22 protein-coding genes are annotated in these 22,401 nt (G+C 70.4%); 11 read left to right on the top strand and 11 right to left on the bottom strand.

Features of this window, described 5'->3' with window-relative positions; translation table 11 throughout:
- Positions 1-288: 288 nt before the first annotated feature.
- The gene (locus ABD817_RS32055; protein ID WP_344922015.1) at positions 289-759 is read left to right on the top strand and encodes a MarR family winged helix-turn-helix transcriptional regulator; all 471 of its coding nucleotides are present in this window, start codon (positions 289-291) and stop codon (positions 757-759) included.
- A gap of 120 nt (positions 760-879) precedes the next feature.
- Here the strand turns inward: ABD817_RS32055 and ABD817_RS32050 are convergent, their stop codons facing one another.
- A complete protein-coding gene (locus tag ABD817_RS32050; RefSeq protein WP_344922013.1) occupies positions 880-1,815 on the bottom strand; it encodes an anti-sigma factor RsbA family regulatory protein in 936 nt (311 codons plus the stop codon).
- A 336-nt stretch (positions 1,816-2,151) separates the two neighbouring features.
- Between ABD817_RS32050 and ABD817_RS32045 the strand changes: the two genes are divergently transcribed.
- Complete coding sequence (locus ABD817_RS32045) at positions 2,152-3,129, top strand: NAD-dependent epimerase/dehydratase family protein (RefSeq protein ID WP_344922012.1); 978 nt, start codon at positions 2,152-2,154, stop codon at positions 3,127-3,129.
- A 259-nt stretch (positions 3,130-3,388) separates the two neighbouring features.
- Here the strand turns inward: ABD817_RS32045 and ABD817_RS32040 are convergent, their stop codons facing one another.
- Positions 3,389-3,748 (bottom strand): DUF3140 domain-containing protein, encoded by a 360-nt coding sequence (locus ABD817_RS32040; protein WP_344922011.1) that lies wholly within the window; start codon positions 3,746-3,748, stop codon positions 3,389-3,391.
- Positions 3,749-4,178: 430 nt separating this feature from the next.
- Positions 4,179-5,516 (bottom strand): serine hydroxymethyltransferase, encoded by a 1,338-nt coding sequence (locus tag ABD817_RS32035; protein ID WP_344922010.1) that lies wholly within the window; start codon positions 5,514-5,516, stop codon positions 4,179-4,181.
- Between the two features lie 486 nt (positions 5,517-6,002).
- On the opposite strand from ABD817_RS32035, the gene ABD817_RS32030 reads away from it, so the two are divergent.
- The 6 genes from ABD817_RS32030 to ABD817_RS32005 all read left to right on the top strand — a co-directional run bounded on the left by ABD817_RS32030 (position 6,003) and on the right by ABD817_RS32005 (position 13,559).
- Complete coding sequence (locus ABD817_RS32030) at positions 6,003-6,614, top strand: TetR/AcrR family transcriptional regulator (RefSeq protein ID WP_344922009.1); 612 nt, start codon at positions 6,003-6,005, stop codon at positions 6,612-6,614.
- A gap of 292 nt (positions 6,615-6,906) precedes the next feature.
- On the top strand, positions 6,907-8,640 hold the full coding sequence (locus ABD817_RS32025) for an ABC transporter ATP-binding protein (RefSeq protein WP_344922008.1): 1,734 nt from the start codon (positions 6,907-6,909) through the stop codon (positions 8,638-8,640).
- 104 nt (positions 8,641-8,744) lie between these two features.
- Positions 8,745-10,637 (top strand): ABC transporter ATP-binding protein, encoded by a 1,893-nt coding sequence (locus ABD817_RS32020; RefSeq protein WP_344922007.1) that lies wholly within the window; start codon positions 8,745-8,747, stop codon positions 10,635-10,637.
- A 496-nt stretch (positions 10,638-11,133) separates the two neighbouring features.
- Positions 11,134-11,994, top strand: coding sequence for an NAD(P)H-binding protein (locus ABD817_RS32015; RefSeq protein ID WP_344922006.1), 861 nt, complete (start codon positions 11,134-11,136; stop codon positions 11,992-11,994).
- Between the two features lie 238 nt (positions 11,995-12,232).
- The gene (locus tag ABD817_RS32010; protein WP_344922005.1) at positions 12,233-12,604 is read left to right on the top strand and encodes a ClpX C4-type zinc finger protein; all 372 of its coding nucleotides are present in this window, start codon (positions 12,233-12,235) and stop codon (positions 12,602-12,604) included.
- Positions 12,605-12,704: 100 nt separating this feature from the next.
- Positions 12,705-13,559, top strand: a complete 855-nt coding sequence (locus ABD817_RS32005) for an NAD-dependent protein deacetylase (RefSeq protein WP_344922004.1) — start codon at positions 12,705-12,707, stop codon at positions 13,557-13,559.
- A 67-nt stretch (positions 13,560-13,626) separates the two neighbouring features.
- Here ABD817_RS32005 and ABD817_RS32000 read toward each other — a convergent pair whose 3' ends face one another.
- Positions 13,627-13,902, bottom strand: coding sequence for an alpha/beta fold hydrolase (locus tag ABD817_RS32000; RefSeq protein ID WP_344922003.1), 276 nt, complete (start codon positions 13,900-13,902; stop codon positions 13,627-13,629).
- 10 nt (positions 13,903-13,912) lie between these two features.
- Between ABD817_RS32000 and ABD817_RS31995 the strand changes: the two genes are divergently transcribed.
- Positions 13,913-14,320, top strand: a complete 408-nt coding sequence (locus ABD817_RS31995; protein WP_344922002.1) for a TetR family transcriptional regulator C-terminal domain-containing protein — start codon at positions 13,913-13,915, stop codon at positions 14,318-14,320.
- A gap of 75 nt (positions 14,321-14,395) precedes the next feature.
- Here the strand turns inward: ABD817_RS31995 and ABD817_RS31990 are convergent, their stop codons facing one another.
- From ABD817_RS31990 to ABD817_RS31975, 4 genes are all read right to left on the bottom strand, one after another.
- Positions 14,396-15,130, bottom strand: a complete 735-nt coding sequence (locus ABD817_RS31990; protein ID WP_344922001.1) for an HAD family hydrolase — start codon at positions 15,128-15,130, stop codon at positions 14,396-14,398.
- A 90-nt stretch (positions 15,131-15,220) separates the two neighbouring features.
- Positions 15,221-16,234 carry an endonuclease/exonuclease/phosphatase family protein gene (locus ABD817_RS31985; RefSeq protein ID WP_344922000.1) on the bottom strand — a complete coding sequence of 338 codons (1,014 nt, stop codon included), beginning with the start codon at positions 16,232-16,234 and terminating at the stop codon, positions 15,221-15,223.
- A 174-nt stretch (positions 16,235-16,408) separates the two neighbouring features.
- Positions 16,409-16,867, bottom strand: coding sequence for a hypothetical protein (locus ABD817_RS31980; RefSeq protein WP_344921999.1), 459 nt, complete (start codon positions 16,865-16,867; stop codon positions 16,409-16,411).
- Between the two features lie 620 nt (positions 16,868-17,487).
- Positions 17,488-17,856 carry a winged helix-turn-helix transcriptional regulator gene (locus tag ABD817_RS31975; protein WP_344921998.1) on the bottom strand — a complete coding sequence of 123 codons (369 nt, stop codon included), beginning with the start codon at positions 17,854-17,856 and terminating at the stop codon, positions 17,488-17,490.
- Positions 17,857-17,912: 56 nt separating this feature from the next.
- Here ABD817_RS31975 and ABD817_RS31970 point away from each other — a divergent pair, with 56 nt between their 5' ends.
- Positions 17,913-18,308 (top strand): YybH family protein, encoded by a 396-nt coding sequence (locus tag ABD817_RS31970; protein WP_344921997.1) that lies wholly within the window; start codon positions 17,913-17,915, stop codon positions 18,306-18,308.
- A gap of 17 nt (positions 18,309-18,325) precedes the next feature.
- On the opposite strand, the gene ABD817_RS31965 is transcribed toward ABD817_RS31970, so the two are convergent.
- The 3 genes from ABD817_RS31965 to ABD817_RS31955 all read right to left on the bottom strand — a co-directional run bounded on the left by ABD817_RS31965 (position 18,326) and on the right by ABD817_RS31955 (position 21,370).
- Entirely contained in the window at positions 18,326-19,255 is a 930-nt protein-coding gene (locus tag ABD817_RS31965; RefSeq protein WP_344921995.1) for an ADP-ribosylglycohydrolase family protein, read from the bottom strand.
- A gap of 172 nt (positions 19,256-19,427) precedes the next feature.
- On the bottom strand, positions 19,428-20,195 hold the full coding sequence (locus ABD817_RS31960) for a MerR family transcriptional regulator (protein ID WP_344921994.1): 768 nt from the start codon (positions 20,193-20,195) through the stop codon (positions 19,428-19,430).
- A gap of 464 nt (positions 20,196-20,659) precedes the next feature.
- Entirely contained in the window at positions 20,660-21,370 is a 711-nt protein-coding gene (locus ABD817_RS31955; RefSeq protein WP_344921993.1) for a dihydrofolate reductase family protein, read from the bottom strand.
- 243 nt (positions 21,371-21,613) lie between these two features.
- On the opposite strand from ABD817_RS31955, the gene ABD817_RS31950 reads away from it, so the two are divergent.
- Positions 21,614-22,393: a CAP domain-containing protein gene (locus tag ABD817_RS31950; protein WP_344921992.1), complete on the top strand. Its 780-nt coding sequence runs from the start codon at positions 21,614-21,616 to the stop codon at positions 22,391-22,393.
- Positions 22,394-22,401: the final 8 nt, after the last annotated feature.

The following is a 22,401-nucleotide window of genomic DNA, read 5'->3' as shown; positions in this document are numbered from 1 at the left end:
ACAGTAGGAACGCCACCCGGCCACCCCGACGGACGCGCACAAGAGGAGCGGCGCCACACCCCGACGGACGCGTACGGGGGGAACGCCACCGCCGCGCCACGGACGACGAACGCGGTGACCGCCCGATCCTCTGTAACGCACGCGCCTTCCCCCGCCACGGACGACAAGGGACGGCGACCGCCACGCCTCTCGGCGAGGGATGTGCCGCCGCGCCGCGGATGACAAGGTACGGCGGCAGTCCCTAAGCTCGACAACACCATTGTCGAAGCGTCGAACCGGGAGGCGATCGTGGCGTCCGATCCTCCGGGCTTCGAGCTCCCGCTCCGGCTCTTCCTCGGCTTCCGGGTGCTCATCGACGAGCTCCACGCGGAGCTCGCCCGCCAGGGGCACCCGGACATGCGGCCGATGCACGGCTTCGTCCTACAGGCGATCGGCCCCGAGGGCACCACAGCCGTGGAACTCGGCCGACGGCTGGGCGTCTCCAAACAGGCGGCGGGCAAGACGGTCGACACCCTGGAGCACCTGGGCTACGTCGAGCGCGGCTCCGACCCCGCCGACGCCCGCCGCAAGATCGTGCGGCTCACCGAGCGGGGCGTCGACAGCCTCGTCCGATCGGCGCGTATCTTCGAGGACCTGCGCGCGGGCTGGGCGAGGACCCTCGGCGAGGACCGCCTGCGCGCCCTGGAGTCCGACCTGCGCGCCGTGACCCCGGAGGACGTCTTCCGCCTCGACGTCCCCGGCTGGTTCGGCGGCCACTGACCGTTCGCCGTCTGGTGCGGTGTCCACCCACGTTCACCGGGTTCGACGGCGCGTCGCTTCAGAGATGCATCCGGACCGGGGTCGGCCCTGGAAGCCCGGCCAACGTTCATGGCCGGCGCATCAGAGGACGTCGAAGTACACGCGGACGGTGGTCCCTTCCCCCCCGGTGTGGACGCGGACCAGGTCGCCGAGGAGGTTGGTCACGAGCAGTCCCCGCGAGCCCCGCTGCCGGGAGTCGGCCGGGCGGCGTCCCGCGAGGGGATCGGCGATGTGGCCGGAGTCGCTGACGTCGAAGACGACCCGGCGGCCCTCCGTCCAGATCCGTACGACTCCGGAGCCGCCTCCGTGTTCGAGACTGTTGGCGGCCAGCTCGCTGGCGATCAGCCGCAGGTCCTCCAGGCGTTCCCCCGACAGGCCCGTCCGCCCGGCGTACCGGACGGCGAAGGCGCGCACCCGCCACAGGTCGTCACCGCCGAAGGGGAGGACCTCGGCGTCCAGCGGCTCGGGCAACGGCCCGCCGCACTCGCTGATGACGCGTTCCGGCGCGTAACCGGCGCTGACACGCGACCCCGAGCCGTCCACGAGGACGGGATGGGCCGCCTCGGCGAGCCCGATGATCCCGGCGCCCAGCCCGTCGGCGTCGTACGGGCACAGGATGGTGGCGTCCCGCCCCGAGAAGGCGAGGTTGATCAGCGCCTCGTGCTGCAGGCACGCGTCGTGCTCCGCCGACGACCGGTCCGGCCAGACCGGCTCGCCGACGACGCGGATCCTGCGCCCCGGGTGAAGGTCGGCGAAGGTCCACATGACGGCGGGGATGATGCGCCCGGGGTTGCGGCCGACCTCCTCCATGTCGAGGAAACGCACCTCGGCCGCCAGCGCGCCCAGCTCCGCCCGGATCAGCTTCAGGTTCTGCCCCGGTACGGCGACCGTGACCGGCTCTCCGGCCTCGACGCCATCACGGACGAAGGACACGGTGCCGTCCAGATACTGCTGGATACCCCGGTAGAACAGTGCCGGATGAGCGAACGGCTCCACCTCGGCGGTCGTCGCACTCACGGCGTCTCCATTTCGATCAGGATCGGGGAGGGATCAGATCCGATCAGGGCGAGTATGGATATCAGGCAGTATGGCGAGCGGTACGGGAACCGTCTGCCCTTGGGGAAGGTCACCCGAGGCCCGCGCCGGTAACCATGCCCTCTCTCACGTCGATGAATGTCACCCCGGACCGGCGAAGACGCCGATCCCGCCGCCCGCGACCGGCCTGTCCGGCTCGTTCGGCCCGTCCAGCTCCTTCGGCCTGTCCGGCTCGTCCGGCCCGTTCGGCCCGTTCGGCCCGTGGAAGTGTGGGACCGCGATGTGACCTCCGTCACCCGGCTCGGAACAATGGTGGGTATGCGAATCCTGATCATCGGCGGTACCCGGTTCGTCGGCCGGCACATCACCGGGGCCGCGATCGCGGCCGGGCACGAGGTGTCCCTGCTGCATCGCGGCCGGACGGGCCCCGGGCTGTTCCCCGAGGCCGAACACCTGACAGCCGACCGCGACGGCGACCTGTCCGTCCTGCACGACCGGCAGTGGGACGCGACGATCGACGTCAGCGCCTACCTCCCCTCACAGGTGACCTCTCTCTCCGGTGCCCTCTCCACCGGTCAGTACGCCTTCATCTCCAGCACCGCGGTCTACCGGACGCCCGAGGCCCGGGGCTTCACCGAGGACTCACCGCTGGCGGAGATCGACGGGCCGGTCCCCGAGACGGTGACGGGCGAGACGTACGGGGCGCTGAAGGTGCTGTGCGAGCGAGCCGCGGCGGAGGCGTTCGGGTTCCCGACGCTGGTCGTGCGGCCCACGTACGTCATCGGCCCGCACGACCACACCGGCCGCTTCACCTACTGGGTCAACCGGATCGCGCGGGGCGGCGAGGTCCTCGCGCCCGGCGACCCCGGCGACCCCATCCAGGTCATCGACGGCCGCGACATGGCCGCCTGGATCGTCTCCATGGTCGAGGGAACGCACCCGGGCACCTTCCACGCGGTCAGCCCTCCCCCGCCGTTCTCCTTCGGCGACATGCTGGAGGCGATCGCCGCCGAGGTCGGGCCGCCGGGAACCACCCTGACCTGGGTCGGACAGGACTTCCTGCTCGCCGAGGGCGAGACCGGCCGGTCGCTGCCCCTGTGGTCCGAGGGCGATCCGTGGATGTCGGTCAACACCGCCGACCCCACCGCCGCCCGCGCCGCGGGGCTCGACCCGCGCCCCCTGGGGCAGTCGATCCGCGAGATCCGCGAGGCGGAGTCGTCCTTCTCGACGGACGCCACCATCACCCCCGCCAGGGAGGCCGAACTGCTGTCCCGCTGGTCCGAACGCGGTGCCTAGGGCAGACTCCCCGGCCATCGGCCCCTGCCCGTCGACTTCGGGCCGCCGGACCTTGACCGTCGGACCTTGGTCCTACGAGTCCCGGCCGTCGACTTCCGGCCACCGGATCTTGGCCCTCGGATCCCGGCCGTCAAGTCCTGGCCCTTGGCCGTCGGACCTTGGCCCTACGAGTCCCGGCTGTCGACTTCCGGTCACCGGACCTTGGCCCTCGGATCCCGGCCGTCAAGTCCTGGCCCTTGGCCTCCGACCGCCTCCGAGGTCAGCCTCCCAGCCTCGACGGCCGGAGCGGGTTGTGCCCGACCTCCAGCAGCGCCCGCCGCCGGTCGTCGTCGTCCTCGTCGACGATCCCCTCGGCCAGCGTGTCCTCGACGCGGTCGACGGCCTGCCGCATCGTCTCGACGTCGTCGGCGGTCAGGTCGGCCTTCCGCTTGCCGAGAACCTGGAGCACCTGGCGGCCGAGCGGCGGCATTGCCGCCTCGGGGCTCACGGCGTCGGCCCCGTCCCCCGACGCCGCGGCCGAGGCCAGCAGGAAGGCCCTCAGCTCCTCCGACGTCATGTTCACGACCTCGTGGAACTCCTGCCACACCAGATCGAGGATCAGATCCGATTCGTCGGCCACCGTTCTCTCCTCTCATGCCGGGCCGGTACGGCCACGCCCCGGACACGAACCGGCCACCGGCAGGACCTCCCGCTGACGGGAGTGCGCGCGGCGGCGGGCGCACGGCCCGCCCTACCCCGGCTTCCACCCCGTTAACACGCGAACCGTGGCACGGGCGGGGAAAGAGGCCCCAGCCTCAGGCAAGCCCCCTCGGACGGGGACTACCCACCGGCCGGGTCATCCCCCTCTCGGACAGGACCGCCCACCGACCGCCCGAGCACTCCCGGACAGAGCCGACCGCCGACCAGCCACACACTCCAGACAAAGCCCGACCACTGACCGGCCACGCACTATCAGACGCGGCCGCCCCCTGACCGGCCACGCACTGTCCAACAGGACCGACCGGCCACGCACTCCCAGACAGGGCTGACCGCCGATCGGCCACGCACCGTCAGGCGGGGTTGTCCACCGTGAAGCGCACTCCGGAGAAGCGGCTCCGCCACTCGGTGACCTCGGGCGCCACGGTGCCCGGGTCGACGTTCTCGTCCAGGCCCCGGGCGATGAACGAAGCCAGGTCGGGCATGTCCGCCTCGGTCATCCCGAGCCTGACGAGCTCCGGCGTACCGACGCGCAGGCCGTTCGCGTCCCCCTCGACCGCCTCCGTCGGCAGGCCGATGCCGCAGGCGAGAAGGTTGGCCTCGCGCAGCCGCCGGGCGGCCCGCTGGCCGCCACCGTAGCGGTGGGCCAGGACGGCGAACTGGTGGGAGCGGGTACATCCGCGGTCGGCGGCGAAGATCGGGACTCCGAGGGCGAGCAGCTCGTCCGCCAGCCGCCGCGCGGTCGCGACCATCGCCCGCGCGTAAGCGGGTCCCGCGGCCTTCCAGTCGAGCATCGTCATGGCGAGCGCCGCGGTCTTGCCCGCGTCGAAGTTCGCGGTCAGCCCCGGGTAGGCGATCGCGTCGAGCCGCTGGGCCAGCTCGGCGTCATCGGTCACGATGAGCCCGCCCGCGGGACCGCCCAGGCTCTTGTACGTGCTCATGGTGATCAGGTGGGCACCCTCGTCGAGCGGCTGCGGCCAGGCCCTCCCTGCGATCATGCCGCACAGGTGGGCGGCGTCGAAGAGCACGCGGGCGCCGACCGAGTCGGCGATCTCGCGGATGCGCGCCACGGGGTGGTGGAACAGGTTGAGGCTGCCACCGATGGTGATCAGCTTAGGCCGTACCCGCCCGGCGAGCTCGCGCAGGGCGTCGACGTCCACCGTGTAGCCGTCGGAGGTGACGGGGGCGGGAACGGTCCTCAGCCCGTACAGGCCGGCCGCGCCCGGCTGGTGGTGGGTGACGTGGCCGCCGATGGTCGCCGGGGGAGCGATGATCGTGTCACCGGGTTCGCAGGTGGCCATGAACGTGTAGAGGTTCGCAAGCGCCCCGGAGCCGACGCGCACCTCGGCGTAGCCCGCGCCGAAGACCTCCGCGGCCAGCTCGGCGGCGACGATCTCGATCTGCTCGATCGCCTCCAGGCCCATCTCGTACTTCTCGCCCGGGTAGCCCAGCGACGGCCGCGACCCGAGGTTGGCCGAGAGCAGGGCCTCGGCCCTCGGGTTCATGATGTTCGTGGCCGGGTTGAGGTTGACCGACTCGATGTCGTGGATGCGGTGGTTGTCGGCCACCAGCCGTTCGATCTCGCTCTGGACGGAGGAGGCGGTCTGGTCCGTCACGGCCTTCAGGACGGACCGGACACGATCCTCGGTGACGGCGGGCGCCCAGGGGCGGTGGGCGAGGGCACGGGGCATCGGGTGTTCTCCTGGCCGACAGGCAGACGGCTGTCGCGGTGATGTCAGGGTGTCTGCCACACGACGTTAGATCGCAGACGACGCCCGGCGCATCGGGTGAAAGACGGGCTTTCTAGCTGCTTTTTCCTACATTTGCCGGAAAAAGGCAGCCCAATTCTCCGGGAAAGATCACTTCTTCCACAGGGGTCTCAGACACACCTTCCGCATCCCCCGAACCGGCACCCCCGCAAGCCGCACGACCACGCCACGCCAGAGCCGCGCAACAGAAACACACCGGAGCCGCGCAACAGGAGCACACCGGAGCCGCACGACCAGACCACACGAAGACCACACGACCGGCCCGCACCAGATCCACATGACCAGACCGCATGACAGCCGCATGAAGACCCGCACCGGATCCACATCACCAAACCACACGAAAGCCGCACAATCAGGGCGCATTAAATGAGTGAGCTACTCACTCACTCCTCGGCTAGGATGCCCGACGTGACCTCGACCTCCTCCCAGCGGGCCGCCCCCCTGCCCCCCGACGAGCGGCGCGCGGCGCTCGTCGCGTCCACCCTGTCGCTCGTGCTCGCGGAGGGCCCCGGCGTGAGCACCCGGCAGATCGCGCAGGCCGCGGGCGTGGCCGAGGGGACGATCTTCCGGGTCTTCACCACCAAGGACGAGCTCGTGAACGCGGCCATCGCCAGCGCCTTCGACTCCTCCCCGCTGCTGGGCGAGCTGGAGGCCGTCGACCGTACGACTCCCCTGGACGTCCGGCTCGTCGCGGCGGTCGAGATCCTGCAGCGGCGCACCGCGCGCATCTACCGCCTGATGGACGCGATAGGGCTGAAAGCCATCGAGGCCGGTCGCACCCACAAGAACCTCTCCCAGGAGAGCGCCCTCATCCGGCAGGCACTCGCCGACCTGATCGAACCCGCCCGCGAGCGGTTACGGTTCGAGCCGCGCGAGGCCGCGCGCCGGCTGCAACTGCTGACCATCGCGTGCACCCATCCCCGGCTCGTCGAGAACGCCCCGATGACCGCCTCGGAGATCGTCTCCATGCTGCTCGACGGAGTACGCCTGCGCCCCACCGCCCCCGAACCGCTTCCCTGACCCAACCGGCCCCGACGCCCCCGGCAACCTCGCAGACCCCGACGAGCCCGACGAGCCCGACGAGCCCGACGAGCCCGACAACCTTATAAACCCCGGCGACCCCCACCTCCCGACCCTCCTGCCTCGACGTTCTCCTTGACCTCAACCAAGGTTCACATCGCAGGCTGATCCTCACCACTCCCCTGGAGGAGATCCCCATGATCCCGGTTACCGGGGCGACGGGCGAGACCGGCCGGCGGCCGGATCCCCGGCACGACGCCCCTCCCCCGGCCACCCCACGTGAAGAGTTCCCATGCTGACCCGCCTGCTCCGTACGTACCTGCGCCCCTACTCGTGGGTGCTGACCGCCGTGGTGGTGCTGCAACTGGTCGGCACCATCGCCTCCCTGTACCTGCCCAGCCTGAACGCCGACATCATCGACCGGGGCGTCGCCACCGGCGACACCGGCTACATCCTGTCCGCCGGCGGCTGGATGCTGCTCGTCTCCCTCGTGCAGATCGCCTGCTCCGTCGCGGCGGTCTACTACGGCTCCCTCGCGGCCATGGGGTTCGGGCGGGACGTCCGCTCGGCCGTCTTCCACCAGGTCGGCGGGTTCTCCGCCAGGGAGGTCTCCCAGTTCGGGGCCCCCTCGCTGATCACCCGCGGCACCAACGACGTGCAGCAGGTCCAGATGCTCGTCGTGATGACCTGCACGATGCTGGTCGCCGCTCCGATCATGGGCGTCGGCGGCATCGTGATGGCACTGCGTCAGGACCTCGGCCTGTCGTGGCTCATGCTGGTCTGCGTCCCCGCGTTGCTGGTCTCGATCGGCCTGATCATCGTCCGCATGGTCCCCCAGTTCCGCGCGATGCAGGACCGCATCGACCTGGTCAACCGGGTGCTGCGCGAGCAGCTCACCGGCATCCGCGTGGTGCGCGCCTTCGTCCGCGAGCGCGAGGAGGTCCGCAGGTTCGCCGAGGCTAACCAGGCGCTGACCGACACGTCACTGCGCGTCGGGCGGCTGACCGCGCTCATCTTCCCCACCGTGATGCTGATCCTCAACGTCTCCAGCATCGCCGTACTGTGGTTCGGGGCCGCGCGGGTGGACAGCGGTCAGATGCAGATCGGCGCCCTCACCGCCTTCCTCATGTACCTGATGCAGATCCTCATGGCGATGATGATGGCCACCTTCATCTCGATGATGATCCCGCGCGCCGCGGTCTGCGCCGAGCGCATCGTCGAGGTGCTCGACACCGACTCGTCGGTGACACCGCCCCGCGACCCCGTACGGCAGGTGAGCGAACGCGCCGAGCTGGAGATGCGCGACGTCGAGTTCCGCTACCCGGGCGCGGCGGCGCCGGTGCTGTCCGGCATCTCCTTCCGCGCGAGCGCGGGACAGACCACCGCCGTCATCGGCAGTACAGGCTCCGGCAAGACGACGCTGATCTCACTGATACCCCGGTTGTTCGACGCCACCTCCGGCACGGTGTCGGTCGACGGCGTCGACATCCGCGACCTCGACCCCCAGACGCTCTGGACGCGCATCGGCCTGGTGCCGCAGAAGCCGTACCTGTTCAGCGGGACCGTCGCGAGCAACCTGCGGTACGGCAACCCGGACGCGAGCGACGCCGAGCTGTGGGAGGCGCTGGAGGTCGCCCAGGCCCGCGACTTCGTCGAGGCGATGCCGGAAGGTCTGGAGGCACCCATCGCGCAGGGCGGCACGAACGTGTCCGGCGGGCAGCGGCAGCGGCTGGCCATCGCCAGGGCACTGGTCAGCAAGCCCGAGATCTACCTGTTCGACGACTCGTTCTCTGCCCTCGACCTGGCCACCGACGCGCGGCTACGGGCGGCCCTGCGCCCGCACACCGCCGAGGCCGCCGTCGTCATCGTCGGCCAGCGGGTCTCCACGATCGCCGACGCCGACCAGATCATCGTGCTGGACGACGGCGTGATCGTCGGCCTGGGGACCCACGACGAGCTGCTGGACTCCTGCCCCACGTACCTAGAGATCGTCGAGTCCCAACTAGCCGCGGAGACCGCAGCATGAGCGACCGGCCCACGACGACCACCCGACCGCGACCTCCGGTCGGAGGCGGAGGCTTCGGGCGTGGCCCCTTCGGGGGAAACGCCGGGATGCCCGCGGAGAAATCGATGACCTTCGGGCCGTCCGCGCGACGGCTGATACGGCGCCTGGACCCCGACCGCCCGAAACTGCTGGCCGTGATCGCCCTCGCCGTGACCAGCGTGGTGCTGAACGTCGTCGGACCGAAGATCCTCGGTCACGCGACAGACCTGATCTTCGTCGGGGTGATCGGCAAGCAGCTGCCCGCCGGGACGACCCCCGAGCAGGCGATCGCCGCCGCCCGCGCGTCGGGCAACGACAACTTCGCCAACCTGCTCGCGGGGATGGACTTCGTACCGGGCCGGGGCATCGACTTCGGCGCGCTGGGCACGGTCCTGCTGTGGGTCCTGGGGATCTATCTCGCGGCGTCGGCCTTCGCCTGGCTCCAGGGGTACCTGCTCAACGACGTGGTGCAGCGCACCGTGTTCCGGCTGCGCGAGGACGTCGAGGACAAGCTGAACCGGCTTCCCCTGCGGTTCTTCGACGGCCAGCCGCGCGGCGAGCTGCTCAGCCGGGTCACCAACGACATCGACAACGTGTCCCAGACCCTGCAGCAGACGATGAGCCAGCTGCTGACCTCGCTGCTGACCGTGATCGGCGTGCTCGCGATGATGTTCGTGATCTCGCCGCTGCTCGCGCTGATCGCCCTGATCACCATCCCGCTGTCGATGATCGTCACCGCACAGATCGCGAAGCGCTCGCAGAAGCACTTCGTCGCGCAGTGGGCCCACACCGGCAGCCTGAACGCGCACATCGAGGAGGCGTTCACCGGCCACGAGCTGGTGAAGGTGTTCGGACGCCGCCCCGAGGTCGAGGAGGTGTTCAGGCAGCGGAACGAGGAGCTGTTCAAGGCCAGTTTCGGCGCCCAGTTCGTCTCCGGGATCATCATGCCGATGATGATGTTCATCGGGAACCTCAACTACGTCGCCATCGCCGTCGTCGGCGGCGTGCGGGTCGCCACCGGGTCGATGACCCTGGGCGACGTGCAGGCGTTCATCCAGTACTCGCGGCAGTTCACCCAGCCGCTGACCCAGGCCGCCTCGATGGCGAACCTGCTGCAGTCGGGGGTTGCCTCGGCCGAGCGGGTCTTCGAGCTGCTCGACGCCGAGGAGCAGGCACCGGACCCCGCGGCTCCGGTGCCTCCCACCGTCAGGCAGGGCCGCGTCGAGTTCGACCACGTGTCCTTCAGCTACGACCCGGAGCAGCCTCTCATCGAGGACCTCTCCCTGGTGGCCGAACCCGGGCACACGGTCGCGATCGTCGGTCCGACGGGCGCGGGCAAGACCACCCTGGTCAACCTCGTCATGCGCTTCTACGAGCTGGACTCGGGACGGATCACCCTCGACGGCGTCGACATCACCGCGATGCGCCGTGACGACCTGCGCTCGCACATCGGCATGGTGCTCCAGGACACCTGGCTGTTCGGCGGCACCATCCGCGAGAACATCGCCTACGGCAACCCCCAGGCCACCGAGGAGCAGATCCAGGCCGCCGCACGGGCCACGTTCGTCGACCGGTTCGTCCGCACCCTGCCCGACGGCTACGACACCGTGATCGACGAGGAGGGGAGCAACGTCAGCGCCGGGGAGAAGCAACTGCTCACCATCGCCCGCGCCTTCCTCGCCGACCCGTCCCTGCTCATCCTGGACGAGGCGACCAGCTCGGTCGACACCCGCACCGAGGTCCTGGTGCAGCACGCCATGGCCGCCCTCCGCTCGGACCGCACCAGTTTCGTCATCGCCCACCGGCTGTCCACCATCCGCGACGCGGACCTCATCCTGGTGATGGACGCGGGACGCATCGTCGAGCACGGTACCCACGACGAGCTGCTCACCGCCCGGGGCGCCTACCACCGCCTGTACTCGGCGCAGTTCAGCGGCGCCGCGGTCACGGACGAGGAGGAGGCCACCGCCGTACGCTGAACGCCGTCGTACGCCCGGTGAGTCCACCCGCGCGGGTGGACTCACCGGGCGTACGGCGTGAAGGACATCGCGGCATACCGAGCACCGTGCCGTACCGGGCGCCGCGACGTACCAGCAGCGAACCGCGAACACCACGCGCGAACCTGGACCGGACCACGCGGACCTGGACCGGACGGACCTGGACCGGACCGCGCGGTTCGGGGCCCTCCGATCCCGAACCGCGCGGCCGTTCACCCGGTCGGATCCGCCGCCGGTTGGGGCCACTCGGGCGACGGCGGACCGCCGGGAGCCTGACGGCCCCTCGCCGGAGATCCGTAGCCGCCACACCGGCGGATTGGTCGATCCGGAAAAACATCTCCCGCGCCCGGCATCGTGCCAGGACACACCGGCGGAACGGCCCACCCGGAAGTGCCCGACCCGTGCCGCGCCCGCTTGACCTCAACCAAAGGTGAAGTTGCAGGCTGATCAGGACATCCCACCGATGAAGGAGATCCGCATGATTCTGGTCACCGGAGCGACCGGCAAGGTCGGCGGGCAGGTCGTGGCCCAGCTCCTCGACGCGGGCGTCGCCGTGCGCGCGCTGGCCCGCGACCCCGCGTCCGCCACCCTCCCGGAGGGCGCCGAGGTCGTACGCGGCGACCTGGCCGATCCCGCCACGCTGGACGACGCCCTGGACGGGGTCGAGTCGGTGTTCCTCGTCTGGCCCACCCTCTCGGCCGACCACGCGGCACCCGCGGCCGTCGAGACGATCGCCAAGCACGCGCGCGGCGTCGTCTACCTCTCCGCGCGCGGCGTTCCCGACCCCGCACCAGGCGCGCCCGAGCAGGACCCGAACTCGATTCTCGGCTCCCACGCCCTCGTCGAGCGGCTGATCGAACGGTCCGGGCTGGAATGGACGTTCCTGCGGCCCGGCGGGTTCGCCGCCAACACCCTGATGTGGGCCTCGCAGATCCGGGACACCGGCACCGTCCGCTGGCTGCACGGAGCCGCCTCCAGGGCACTGATCCACGAACGGGACATCGCCGCCGCCGGGGTGAGCGTGCTCACCGGCACCGGCCACACCGGGGCGAGGTACGTGCTGAGCGGCCCCGAGACCCTGACCCAGGTCGAGCAGGTGACCGCCATCGGCGAGGCCATCGGCCGGCCGGTCCGCTGGGAGGAGCTCCCACCCGAGATCGCGCTGCGCGGGCTGCTCGACCAGGGCTGGTCACCCGCGGCGGCGGAGGAAATGATCGACGCGTACGCGCGGATGGCGATACACCCCGAGTCGGCCACCTCCGCGATGGAAGAGCTCACCGGGAGACCGGCCACTCCCTTCCGGAAGTGGGCGGCCGACCACGCCGACGACTTCCGCTGACGCGTCCCGCCCGGCTGGTCGTCCTCGATTCCGGGCAACACCGAGAAAGAGACGAGCCGACGGAGAGAAGGCCGTGTTCCGCGAATGTCGAGATCGCCGGTGGCGGTGATTCGGGTGGCCGCCGAAAGCCCCAGGGGAGATCCGCTCCTCAGAGGCGACCTCCTCTTGTCAGGCTACTCCTGACGGCATAGATTTTACGTCAGGCGTACCCTGACAACCATCACCCCGGGAGGACCACATGCCGGCCCCGTCTCTCGCCGATCAGGCGATTCACTGCTCTTTCTGCGCGAAGGCGAAGGCCGACGTGGACCGGGTCGTCGCCGGCCCCGGCGTGTACATCTGCAACGAGTGTGTGGAGCTGTGCAACCACGTGCTCGGTGAGGCGTCCGAGTCCTCGACGGCCGCCGAGATCCCCTGGCCGGACCACATGACCGACGAGCAGATTCTCGAACTTCTGCCCCGCATCGCGTCGGTGAGCGCCCAGGTCGACGCGAACCTGCGGATCTGGGTCGAACGCCTGCGTGACCGTGGCGTCACGTGGTCCAGGATCGGCTCGGCCCTGGGGATGGCACGGCAGTCAGCCTGGGAGAGGTTCTCCGGGGAGGAGTGAAGGATCTTCGCACGGAGACATCAGGCGCCGGTTCGGCAGCGGATGTCTCCGCACCACCCCGGCGCCGCGTCCGGTACACGAGGTGGGGCAACATGGAGGGGTGAGCGAGGGTACGAGCACGCTGGCGGAGCTGCTGACCGAGGGCGATGTCGTGGTGCTGAGCGGCGCCGGGATATCGACGGAGTCGGGGATCCCCGACTACCGGGGGCCGGGCGGGACCCTGACCCGGCACACCCCCATGACCTACCAGACGTTCACCGGCGACCCGGTGGCCAGGCGACGTTACTGGGCCCGCAGCTACCTCGGGTGGCGGGCGATGACCCGGGTGGCGCCGAACAGCGGCCACCACGCGGTCGCGTCCCTCCAGCGGCGGGGCCTGGTCTCCGGCATCGTGACGCAGAACGTCGACGGCCTGCACCAGGCGGGCGGCGCCGGAGCGGTGGTCGAGCTGCACGGCAGCCTGCGGGACGTGGTCTGCCTGGACTGCGGCGACTCCACGCCGCGCGAGGAGCTGGACCGCCGCCTGACCCGGGCGAACCCGCGCTTCGGCGCCCTGCCCACCGCGATCAACCCGGACGGCGACGTCGAGCTGCCGGAGGAGGAGATCGATGGTTTCCAGGTGGTCGGATGCCGGGCGTGCGACGGAGGGATGCTCAAGCCCGACGTCGTCTTCTTCGGGGAGACCGTCCCGCCCGAGCGGGTGCGCGAGTGCTTCGCCCTCGTGGAGGGGGCGCGCCTGCTCCTGGTCCTCGGGTCGTCGTTGACGGTGATGTCGGGCCGCCGGTTCGTGCTGCGGGCCGCGAAGCTCGGCATCCCCGTGGCGATCGTCAACCAGGGCCCGACCCGCGGTGACGGCTACGCGGCACTCACCATCGACGCCCCCCTGGGTACGGTCCTTCCAGAACTGGTCCGCCTCATCGACACCGGGGCGGTGCCCACCGGCTCACCTCGCTGATCCGCGCCGATCCGCCGGTGAGCGCCGCCCGCCACCGTCTCCCCTCCCCAGACCTGATCAGACCTGGTCAGACCTGGCCGGCCGTACGGTCGACGAAACCGAGAACGCGGTCGGTGACCAGTTCCGGCGCCTCGAGCGGGATCGCGTGGCCGATGCCGGGCACGATCTCCCCGTGGCGCAGGGGCAGGAGCCGCCGAGCACGGGCGAGTGCCCGGCCCGGCCGCATCAGCGTGGTGCGCGCCGCGAGGACGAGCTGCGTGGGAACGGTCACGCGACGAAGCTCGTCGTCGGTGAACCGCCGCGCGGGACTGCGGTACGGGCGGAAGGCGCGGGCGCTGAGCATGATGGGATCCATGGTCTCGGAGCGCTCGACCAGCGCGTGCACGGCCAGCAGGCGAGCCAGCGAGGTGCTGGAGGCCGTCCTCGCCGAATCGATCCCGACCGACGAACGCAGCCGGACCTTCCACCTCGCCTACACGTCCTACGCGGTGCTGGCCGTCACCGACAGAGCGCTGGCCGCGCACCCCCTCCTGACCGCCCCGGACGCGATGGAGACGTTCGTGGCCGACCGGCTCGCCCAGGCGCGGGACGACGGCGACATGGCGGCGGACCTCGACCCGCGTACGGAGGCGATCGTGCTGCTGGCCACCGCGGCCGGGCTGGGCATCGCCGTACTGGCCGGGCAACGCGACGCGGAGAGCGCCCTGGCGATACTGCGCGAGCGCCTCACCCGCCTCATCCCCGCGCCCCGCCCGAACTAACGATCATCGCTCGCCCGAACCAACGGTCGCCGCTCGCCAGGACTAACGGTCACCGCCCGGGCTAACGATCGCCACTCACCCGGACCAACGATCGCCACTCGCCCGGTCCGGCACGCCCAGCACGGCCCGTACGACGGCGCCGGTGTCGGCGAGATCCCCCAGCACCAGCTCGGGACCGGCCTCGCCCAGGACGCTCGCATCGTTGAAGCCGGTGGCGACCGCGATCACCCTCGCACCGCCCACCTGACCGGCGCGGACGTCGTTCGGCGTGTCACCGATCAGCACGGTGTTGCGTATGGTGAAAGACTCCCCATACTTACCGGCGGCGCGCCTCTGCGCCAGGGCCACCAGCGCGGCGCGGTCCTCGTGGTCGGTGCCGTACGCGCCCACCTCGAAGTCCACGAAGCCGTCCAGCCCGAACACCGTGAGCTTGCCGACCGAGACCGGCTCGGTGTTGCCGGTGAGCACCGACTGCACCACGTCCCGGCGTTCCGCCAGCGCCACGAGCACCTCGCGCGCCCCCGACAGGGCCCGGCCGCGCTCCCGCATGACGGCCTCGCGCACGACGAACGCCTCGGCGAGAGCGACGTAGAAGGAGTCGAGGAGCCGGTCCGACACCTCGACGTCGTGCGCCCGCAGGATCTCGGTGATGATCGCCCGCTCGGTCCGCCCGGCCACCTCCACGGGCCGCTCCATCCGCCGGCCGGTGGTGGCGTGCAACGCGTGCGCGTAGGTGTCGGCGGTGACACCACCCGCGTCGATCAGCGTGTGGTCGATGTCCCACAACACAAGCGTTCTCGGGGAGCTCACCGCCCGAGCATAACGAAGCCCGGATGCCCCGACCTCGACGGCTCGGCTCCCCGGAAGGACACCGGAGCCCGGAACTGACGGCACCGGGTGTCAGAGGTCGACGCGGGCCATGAGCGGTAGATGGTCGCTGCCGGTGGCCGGCAGGGTCCAGGCGGCGACGGGGGTCGCCGCACGGGTCATGACGTGGTCGATCCGGGCGAGAGGAAAGGTGGCGGGCCAGCTGAAACCGAATCCTTTCCGCGTCGAGACCATCCGGGAGGTGAGCGGGGTCAGGCCACGGTCGTCGAGGGTGCCGTTGAGGTCACCCAGCAGGACGACCCTGTTCAGCGCTTCCGAGGCGACGGCCGCACCCAGTTTGGCGGCGCTCTCGTCCCTGCGGCCGGATCCGAAACCGTCCGACGGCCGGATGCGGATCGAGGGAAGGTGGGCGACGTACACGGCCACCTCACCGTGTGGTGTCCGCGCCGTGACCCGCAGTCCGCGGTTCCAGTCGGGCCCGACGTCCGCGGGCCTGATGTCCACCGGTCGCGAGTCCGCCAGCGGATACCTGGACCAGAGGCCGACGGTGCCCACGACCGCGCGGTGGGGATGGCCGGACGCGAGGACGTCCTCGTAGACGGGCAGGACCTCGGGCGTCAGCTCCTCCAGGGCGACGAGGTCGGCCCCGGCCCGTACCAGGGCTCGCGCCGTTCCCGCGTGGTCGGGATTCTCCTCGCCGACGTTGTGCTGGAGCACGGTCAGGTCGCCCGTCGCCCCCCGGTCGGCGGGCAGCGACCGGCCGCCGAAGACCACGCCCCAGACCGCCGCGGGCAGCACCAGGGACACCGCCGCGAGGGCCGAACGGCGCAGCAGCGCCAGACCCAGCAGTATGGGAACGGCCAGGCCACCCCAGGGCAGGAAGGTCTCCAGCAGGCTGCCGAGGTTGCCCACGGCGTTGGGCACGACGGCGGGGAACGCCAGCAGCCCCGCCACCGGCACGGCCGCCGACGCGAGAACCCGCCCGCGCGTCCAGGGCGTTCCGAGGGGTCTGTCCGATGCGTCCCGGTAGCCGGTACGACGGGCGCTCCTCTCCGCCCCGCCGGTCTTCCGATCTTCGATGCTCATACGCCCGACCGTACGGTCACCGCCACCCCTCCCGGGTCTCCTGCAGCGAACGGAGCCGGGCTTTCTCCTGAGACCGGAACGGCGGAAGCGCCGCGCCTTGGCGGCGTTCGTCGCGAAGCCCTGCGATGACGCGCGTTTCACGTGGCACCGGCCGGGAGGACGGCGATCGAGTCGTCAGGCCGTCCGCAGGCGCTCGGCGAGCCGGTCGAGTCCCTGCCTGATCATCTGCCCGTAGCCGTCGTCACCAAGTACGTCAACGGTGGCGTGTCCGCGTTCGAGGTGGTCACGCGCCCGATCGAGATCACCGAGCCTGCGGTAGGCGTCACCCAGGTTGAGGTGCAGAGAGGGATAGAAACCGCTCACGGGACCGACGACACCCGCCTGCCGGGCCCGCTCGTCGGTGACCAGGTCGGCCGCCTCCAGGGCGCGAAGGTCCCAGAGCAGCTCCTCCCTCACCTCATCCTGGACGTCGGCCATCGAGTGGGCGAGAGCGCACCGGTGCAGGGGATCGCCCTTCACGCCGATCTCCTCCCACAGCTCGGCGAACAGCTCCCGAGCGGCCTCTCGCTCACCCCGCTGGCCCAGCTCGACACCTTGGCCGATCCTGACCATCGTCACATCGGGCTCGGTCATCCGGTCTCCTCGGCGGAAGGGCAACAGTGATCGGTGACTGTAACGGCCACCACCGACACAAATCCGCACCGTACCGACCCGACCCCCTCGACCGCGCCGGTCGGAAACGACTCAGAAACGGCGCAGAAACGGCGACGCCCGTTCGCGAGGCTGCGCTCACCGACCACGCGGCCACTCTGAAGTGCCTGCTCTCCGGCCTTGCCCCGGAGGACGCCGCCACGCTGGCCCGGATCCTCCGCACCATGCTGGACGCCGTCGCCTGAGGCCCCCGAACGTGGTCCCAGCCACGTTCGGCACCCGGCTCAGATGGACGCAGGTGTGGACGCGGCCCTCCGGATCGCCCGGCGAGACGGCCCTCCGGGATGTCCGATAAGACGGACCAACGCTCCAGCGGGTTCGCGGGCATCGGCCCTCATGCCGTCGGAGATGTCGGAACCGGACCCGATGGACGTCAGCCGGCCGATCGGCGGGATCTCGGCGGTGACGATCGAGAGGATCCCAACATCACCGAGACAACGGTGAGCCAACCGATCAGTGGCGATCGTGTCGGTACGGCGGCAGAAGCAGAGGTAGAGGTGGTGGGAGCAGAGGTAGAGGCGGCGGTAGAGGTGGTGGCGAGCTCACCGCGGCCTACGTTCCGCGCCCCAGTCCCACAATGCCTGGAGGACGGGGCCGAGTTGACGCCCGCGAGGGGTGAGGCTGTAGCGCACCCGGGGCGGCCAGCCGGGTCGGCGGTGGCGATCGAGCACACCGGCCTCGGTCAGATGCGCCAGCCGATCGGACAGCACCTTGTCCGACAGTGCGGGCAGTGCCTGGCGAAGCTCGCTGAACGTACGGTCACCCCGCAGCAGTTCACGGATGAGCAGGGTCGTCCAGCGCCCGTGCAGCGCCGCCAGGGTGATCTCCACCGGACACGACGGGGTGGGTTCGGTGACGTTCGCGCGAGGGTCGTCGGGCAGGCCCGGACAACCAACCGTTTGGTAAGCCACGAGGGCGCCTCCTAGCGTTGCCGCGTCCAACCACTGGAACGGAATGGAACGGGTCAATGATGCGACAACTCGCCGAACGTCCCGAGGACGTACCCGCGGTCTTCGCCGAGCGGTTCAACCACGGTGACGCGGAGGCCGTGGCGGAGGTCTACGAGAGCGGGGCCGTGTTCGTCCCCGAGCCGGGCACCTCGCTGACCGGGCGGCGGATCGACGCCGCCAACGGCCGCTTCCTGGACCTGGGACTGCCGATCACCGTCCGGCCTCGGCACGTCTACACCACTGGCGACCTCGCCCTGCTGATCGTCGACTGGGTCATCGACGGCACGGACCGCGACGGCCGGCCCGTACACATCCGGGGCACCGCCACCGACGTCGCCCGGCGCGGGCAGGACGGATACTGGAGGTACGCCATCGACAACCCCTTCGGCGTACGGACGGAACCCGACGACTGACGGCCGCCGTCGTTCGTTCACCCCGCCAGACGGCGGGCGAGGTCGGTCAGTTCCGGCAGGCGCAGCACCCGCTCACCGGAGCCCGGCAGGGGGACGTGCAGAGGTTCGGTCCAGCGTACGGGGATCGCGTCGGCTCCGTAGACCGCACCGGCGAGGCCACCGGTGACCGCGGCGACGGTGTCGGTGTCGCCGCCCAGGTCGATCGCGGCGCGTATCGCGTCCTCGTAACCGGAAGTCGTACGCAACGCCCAGACGGCCGAACCGAGGCAGGGCCAGACGGCACCGTTGAACTCGGTGGCGTCGTCGGGATGCCACCGTGGCGCGAGAACCGTGGAGTACCGTTCTCGGTGGTCGGGGTCGACGAGGGCGAGGCTGCCCGGGAGAGCGGCGACGGGATCGTCCCCCTCCAGCGCCACGCGCAGCAGGTCGTGGAAGACGGCCGTTCCCTCCCAGGTCGCGGGGTCTCCGTGGGTGAGCGCGGCGATACGGCGGGCGGCGTCCATGGTGGCGTCCTGTCCACGGCCCGCGAAGTAGACCGCGGAGGTGGTGGCCCGCATCAGTGAGCCGTTCCCTGCGGCGCGGTGGTTGGTGCGGAAGTGGGTGGCGGCCGCGCGGTCCCAGGGCATGCCGTTGGTCAGGACGTCCTCGGTCTGCAGCCCGATGTCCTTGGGGTCGCAGGCCGCCCATCGCTGGAAACGGGCGAAGACGTCCGGCAGGTCCAGTCCCCCGCGCTCCAGCAGCGACTCTGCCAGGTGCACGGCCATCTGCGTGTCGTCGGTGGCCTCACCCGCGTCCCAGCCGCCACCACCGCACATCTCGTTCTCCGTGGCCGGAACGGGAAACCGAGTGGAGAACACCCCCGCGAGGCCGAACTCGAAAGGGGCACCCAGCGCGTCGCCCACCGCCGATCCCACGACAGCGCCGACGGCCCGCCGAGTACGGTTCATCCCGGCAGCCTATGACCATCACCCCCAAAAAGCGGGCATGGTCCGACAGTGGAAGGGAGACGCCCCGGACCCTCTGAGAGGATCGCCCTTCCACCGCCTGACGGACCGGGTGAAGCCCCATTCCGGATCGGGATTCCCCTGCGGGAACCGACGCGGCTCCCGCTCAAGCGGTTCAGCTCAACCGGGCGTGCGCGTACGCGGCCATGGCGTCGCGCATGTACGCGGCCAGACCCTCGGCGATCCGCTCGTAGTTCGCCCTGAACCGCTCATCGTCGACCTGCATCTGGCCGAAGTACGCGTACTCCGCCGCGGTCGGCTTCCAGAATCGGGTCATCTGCCGGTAGTGAACGTCGAGCTCGGTGAGAACGACCGGGTCGTCAGCGGGTGTGCCGGTGGCCATGAGCTTGGCCATCCGGATCATTCCCGCCGTCGCCTCCCGCCCCATGCGGTCGATCTCCTGCGGAGTCGCGGTGTCCAGGAGTTCCTGCTGCCCGGCCCGCTCCCAATGCCCCGGCCACCGCTCGCGGGCCTCCGCGCCGTAGCGCGCCCCGTCGAACCCCTCGAACAGATTCTCCGGCCTGCTGATTTTGGGCATGTCACCCTTCCCTTCGTTCTCCTGAAGTTCGGTGATGGTGCGGGCCACCACGCGGGCCACCGCGTCCAGCCGGTCGCGCTCCCCCAGAAGCCGCCGGTGGTGCTCACGCAGTGCCGCCACCGGGTCGGTGTGCCGGTCGACGATCTCCTTGATCTCGGCGAGGCCGAGGCCGAACACCCGCAGTACCAGGATCTGCTGCAGTCGTAGCAGCTGATCCTCCTCGTAGTGGCGGCAACCGTTCCCGCCGACCCAGGCGGGTGTCAGCAGCCCGATCTCGTCGTAGTAACGCAGGGTCCTCGACGTCACCCCGGACATCCGCGCCACCTGTGCGATCGACCACGCCATGGCCCCCACCTGTTTTCTCACCATCACCGAGCCGGTTCTTCCGGCTCGTTCACGACGGTAGATATTGACGCGACGGCAAAGTCAAGCCGGGAGGCGGCGACGACGCCACCTCCCACCGGTCGCCGTACTCGGTGGCCCTGACGATCGGAGCGATTCACGTCTCCGACGGCCGAGGCCGCGCGGGCACGATCGTGTGCCACTCGACGAGCACCGGCTCGTCATCTCATGGGCCGCAGTGGACGGGGACGGTCGCCGCGAACCCGTGCCACTGTTCGGAGGATCCCGGGCCGCTGGACGAGCCGCCACTCGGAGACATACTTGAGCTGCTTTCGAGTGGCCGGTCTGTCACTGTGCGCCCCCTCTGTCCTGCGCGACAGTCTGATGCCGGCGCGGGTGCCTGAACAGCCCGCGCCGGTACTGATCAGGGTGTCCCTGTCAGCAGCGTTCGCGACGATTCCGGAGGACTACGGGGTTCCCGGGCCGAAGACGTCCGTTCCGCTACCGCGGTCGTCGAGGACGAGGGCGGCCCGCCCGTTGACGGTGTAACGGATGTGCGTGACCTCGGGGGTGTGGATCACCCTGGTGGGCGTGAGCTCGATCGCCTCCTTCTCGGCGAGATCGAGGCCGGCGTCGAGCAGGCGCATCCCCGTGCCGAGCACGGCCGGGACGACATGCAGTTCCAGCTCGTCCAGCAGACCGGCCCTGAGCACCTGGCGCAGCAGGCTGCCCCCTCCGGCGACCGCCACGTTCTTGCCCCCCGCGGCGGCGCGTGCCTGCTCCACGGCACTGGCGATGCCGTCGGTCACGTAGGTGAAACTCGTCCCACCCTGACGCACCAGGGTCTCGCGGGGGCGGTGGGTCACGACGAACACCGGCGCGCGAAACGGCGGCTCGTCACCCCAGGGAACCTCACCGCCGTCCGCCATGTTCCGCCCCATCACGTACGCCCCGGCGGCCTCGAACGACTCGGCGATGATCTCGGAGTTGACGTCCTGCTCGCCGCCCGCGAAGCCCTGCCGTTCGCGCCAGGACATGGCGTCGATCACCCAGCGGGTGACCCGGAAGAAGCCCGCGGCCTCCGCCGACCCCAGCCAGTCTCTCGCCTCGCCGCTGTGTCGCGGACCGGCGTAGTGGCCGTCGAGGGACACCGACATCTGTGCCGTCACCTTTGTCATGTCGCTTCGCTCCTGTTCCGGCGGTCCCCGGATGGGACCTGCTCAGTAGGGAGTCGGAGCCGCGGACCGGATCTCTACCTGACCGCGTCGACATCTCAATGCCACCGGATGACGCGGCCTCGCGGCCGGTCGGTTCAACTCGCGGATCGAAGAAAAAAGACTTAAGGGTCTTTAAAGGCATCGCAAGGCGCCTGCAAGACCCCTGGCTTATCACTGAAGGACACCGACGCCGAGGAGCCCCCCATGAGCAGCCTCCTACAACTCTCCCGCAAGCAGCAGCGACTCGTACCCGATAGCCCCGCGTCGTACCGTCGGCAGGCCGCCGTCACCGTGGCCGGTGCCATCCTGCTGAGCCTGACCGGCGCCGTTTCACCGGCACCGTCGGCAGCCGCCACGGCCCCGTCATTGAAGGGCGCCGGAGCCTGCGCGAACATCGACGTCGTCTACCGGCCCCAATCCGCGTTCCCGAACACCGCTCGGGGACGCTTCGACTTCGGGGCACAGACGACCACTATCGAGAGAGCGGTTCTGTGTCTCGTCAACGCCGAACGAACCAACCTGAAACCGCTGAAGAGATACGTCTCGCTGGGCAAAAAAGGGGTGCCCACACTCGGCTCCGCCGCAGCCGGACACGCCGCGGACGCCGTCAAACTGCGCTGGTGGGGAAAGGTGGAGCCGGGTAAGAACTGCCGTCCGGTGAACGGCAACCCCGGCCAGTGCGACCCGCACATCAATCCGCAGACCGGCTCGACCCCGCTGAGCCGCGCCCAGGCGGTGGGCTACGGCCGCCGCTGCACCTCGTTCTCCATCGGAGAGAACACCTATACGGGGTGGGGAACCTCTTACGTCACCCCGCGGGCGGCCGTCACGTGGTGGATGAACAGCAAGCCGCACCGCGACGCCATCCTCAACCCGGCTTTCACCGAGGTGTACACCAAAGCGGTCTGGGGAAGCGCGGACCCGGCCGCCGGATCCACCACCCCGGCCGCGACCTACGTGCAGATGTTCGGGCGCTGCGGCTGACGTCGTCC

This window comes from Streptosporangium oxazolinicum (assembly GCF_039537505.1).
GTDB classification, from domain to species: Bacteria; Actinomycetota; Actinomycetes; order Streptosporangiales; family Streptosporangiaceae; genus Streptosporangium; species Streptosporangium oxazolinicum.
Note: the sequence above shows the minus strand (reverse complement) of the source record. Positions and strands in the feature narration are given on the sequence as shown.

Coding starts and splice junctions, on each gene's coding strand:
- ABD817_RS32020 (WP_344922007.1), top strand. CDS start 8,745: ATGACCTTCGGGCCGTCCGCGCGACGGCTGATACGGCGCCTGGACCCC.
- ABD817_RS31980 (WP_344921999.1), bottom strand. CDS start 16,867: ATGACCGAGCCCGATGTGACGATGGTCAGGATCGGCCAAGGTGTCGAG.
- ABD817_RS32000 (WP_344922003.1), bottom strand. CDS start 13,902: ATGCTCAGCGCCCGCGCCTTCCGCCCGTACCGCAGTCCCGCGCGGCGG.
- ABD817_RS31970 (WP_344921997.1), top strand. CDS start 17,913: ATGATGCGACAACTCGCCGAACGTCCCGAGGACGTACCCGCGGTCTTC.
- ABD817_RS31965 (WP_344921995.1), bottom strand. CDS start 19,255: ATGAACCGTACTCGGCGGGCCGTCGGCGCTGTCGTGGGATCGGCGGTG.
- ABD817_RS31985 (WP_344922000.1), bottom strand. CDS start 16,234: ATGAGCATCGAAGATCGGAAGACCGGCGGGGCGGAGAGGAGCGCCCGT.
- ABD817_RS32035 (WP_344922010.1), bottom strand. CDS start 5,516: ATGCCCCGTGCCCTCGCCCACCGCCCCTGGGCGCCCGCCGTCACCGAG.
- ABD817_RS32010 (WP_344922005.1), top strand. CDS start 12,233: ATGCCGGCCCCGTCTCTCGCCGATCAGGCGATTCACTGCTCTTTCTGC.
- ABD817_RS31950 (WP_344921992.1), top strand. CDS start 21,614: ATGAGCAGCCTCCTACAACTCTCCCGCAAGCAGCAGCGACTCGTACCC.
- ABD817_RS31960 (WP_344921994.1), bottom strand. CDS start 20,195: ATGGCGTGGTCGATCGCACAGGTGGCGCGGATGTCCGGGGTGACGTCG.
- ABD817_RS31995 (WP_344922002.1), top strand. CDS start 13,913: ATGGTCTCGGAGCGCTCGACCAGCGCGTGCACGGCCAGCAGGCGAGCC.
- ABD817_RS32045 (WP_344922012.1), top strand. CDS start 2,152: ATGCGAATCCTGATCATCGGCGGTACCCGGTTCGTCGGCCGGCACATC.
- ABD817_RS31955 (WP_344921993.1), bottom strand. CDS start 21,370: ATGACAAAGGTGACGGCACAGATGTCGGTGTCCCTCGACGGCCACTAC.
- ABD817_RS32025 (WP_344922008.1), top strand. CDS start 6,907: ATGCTGACCCGCCTGCTCCGTACGTACCTGCGCCCCTACTCGTGGGTG.
- ABD817_RS32015 (WP_344922006.1), top strand. CDS start 11,134: ATGATTCTGGTCACCGGAGCGACCGGCAAGGTCGGCGGGCAGGTCGTG.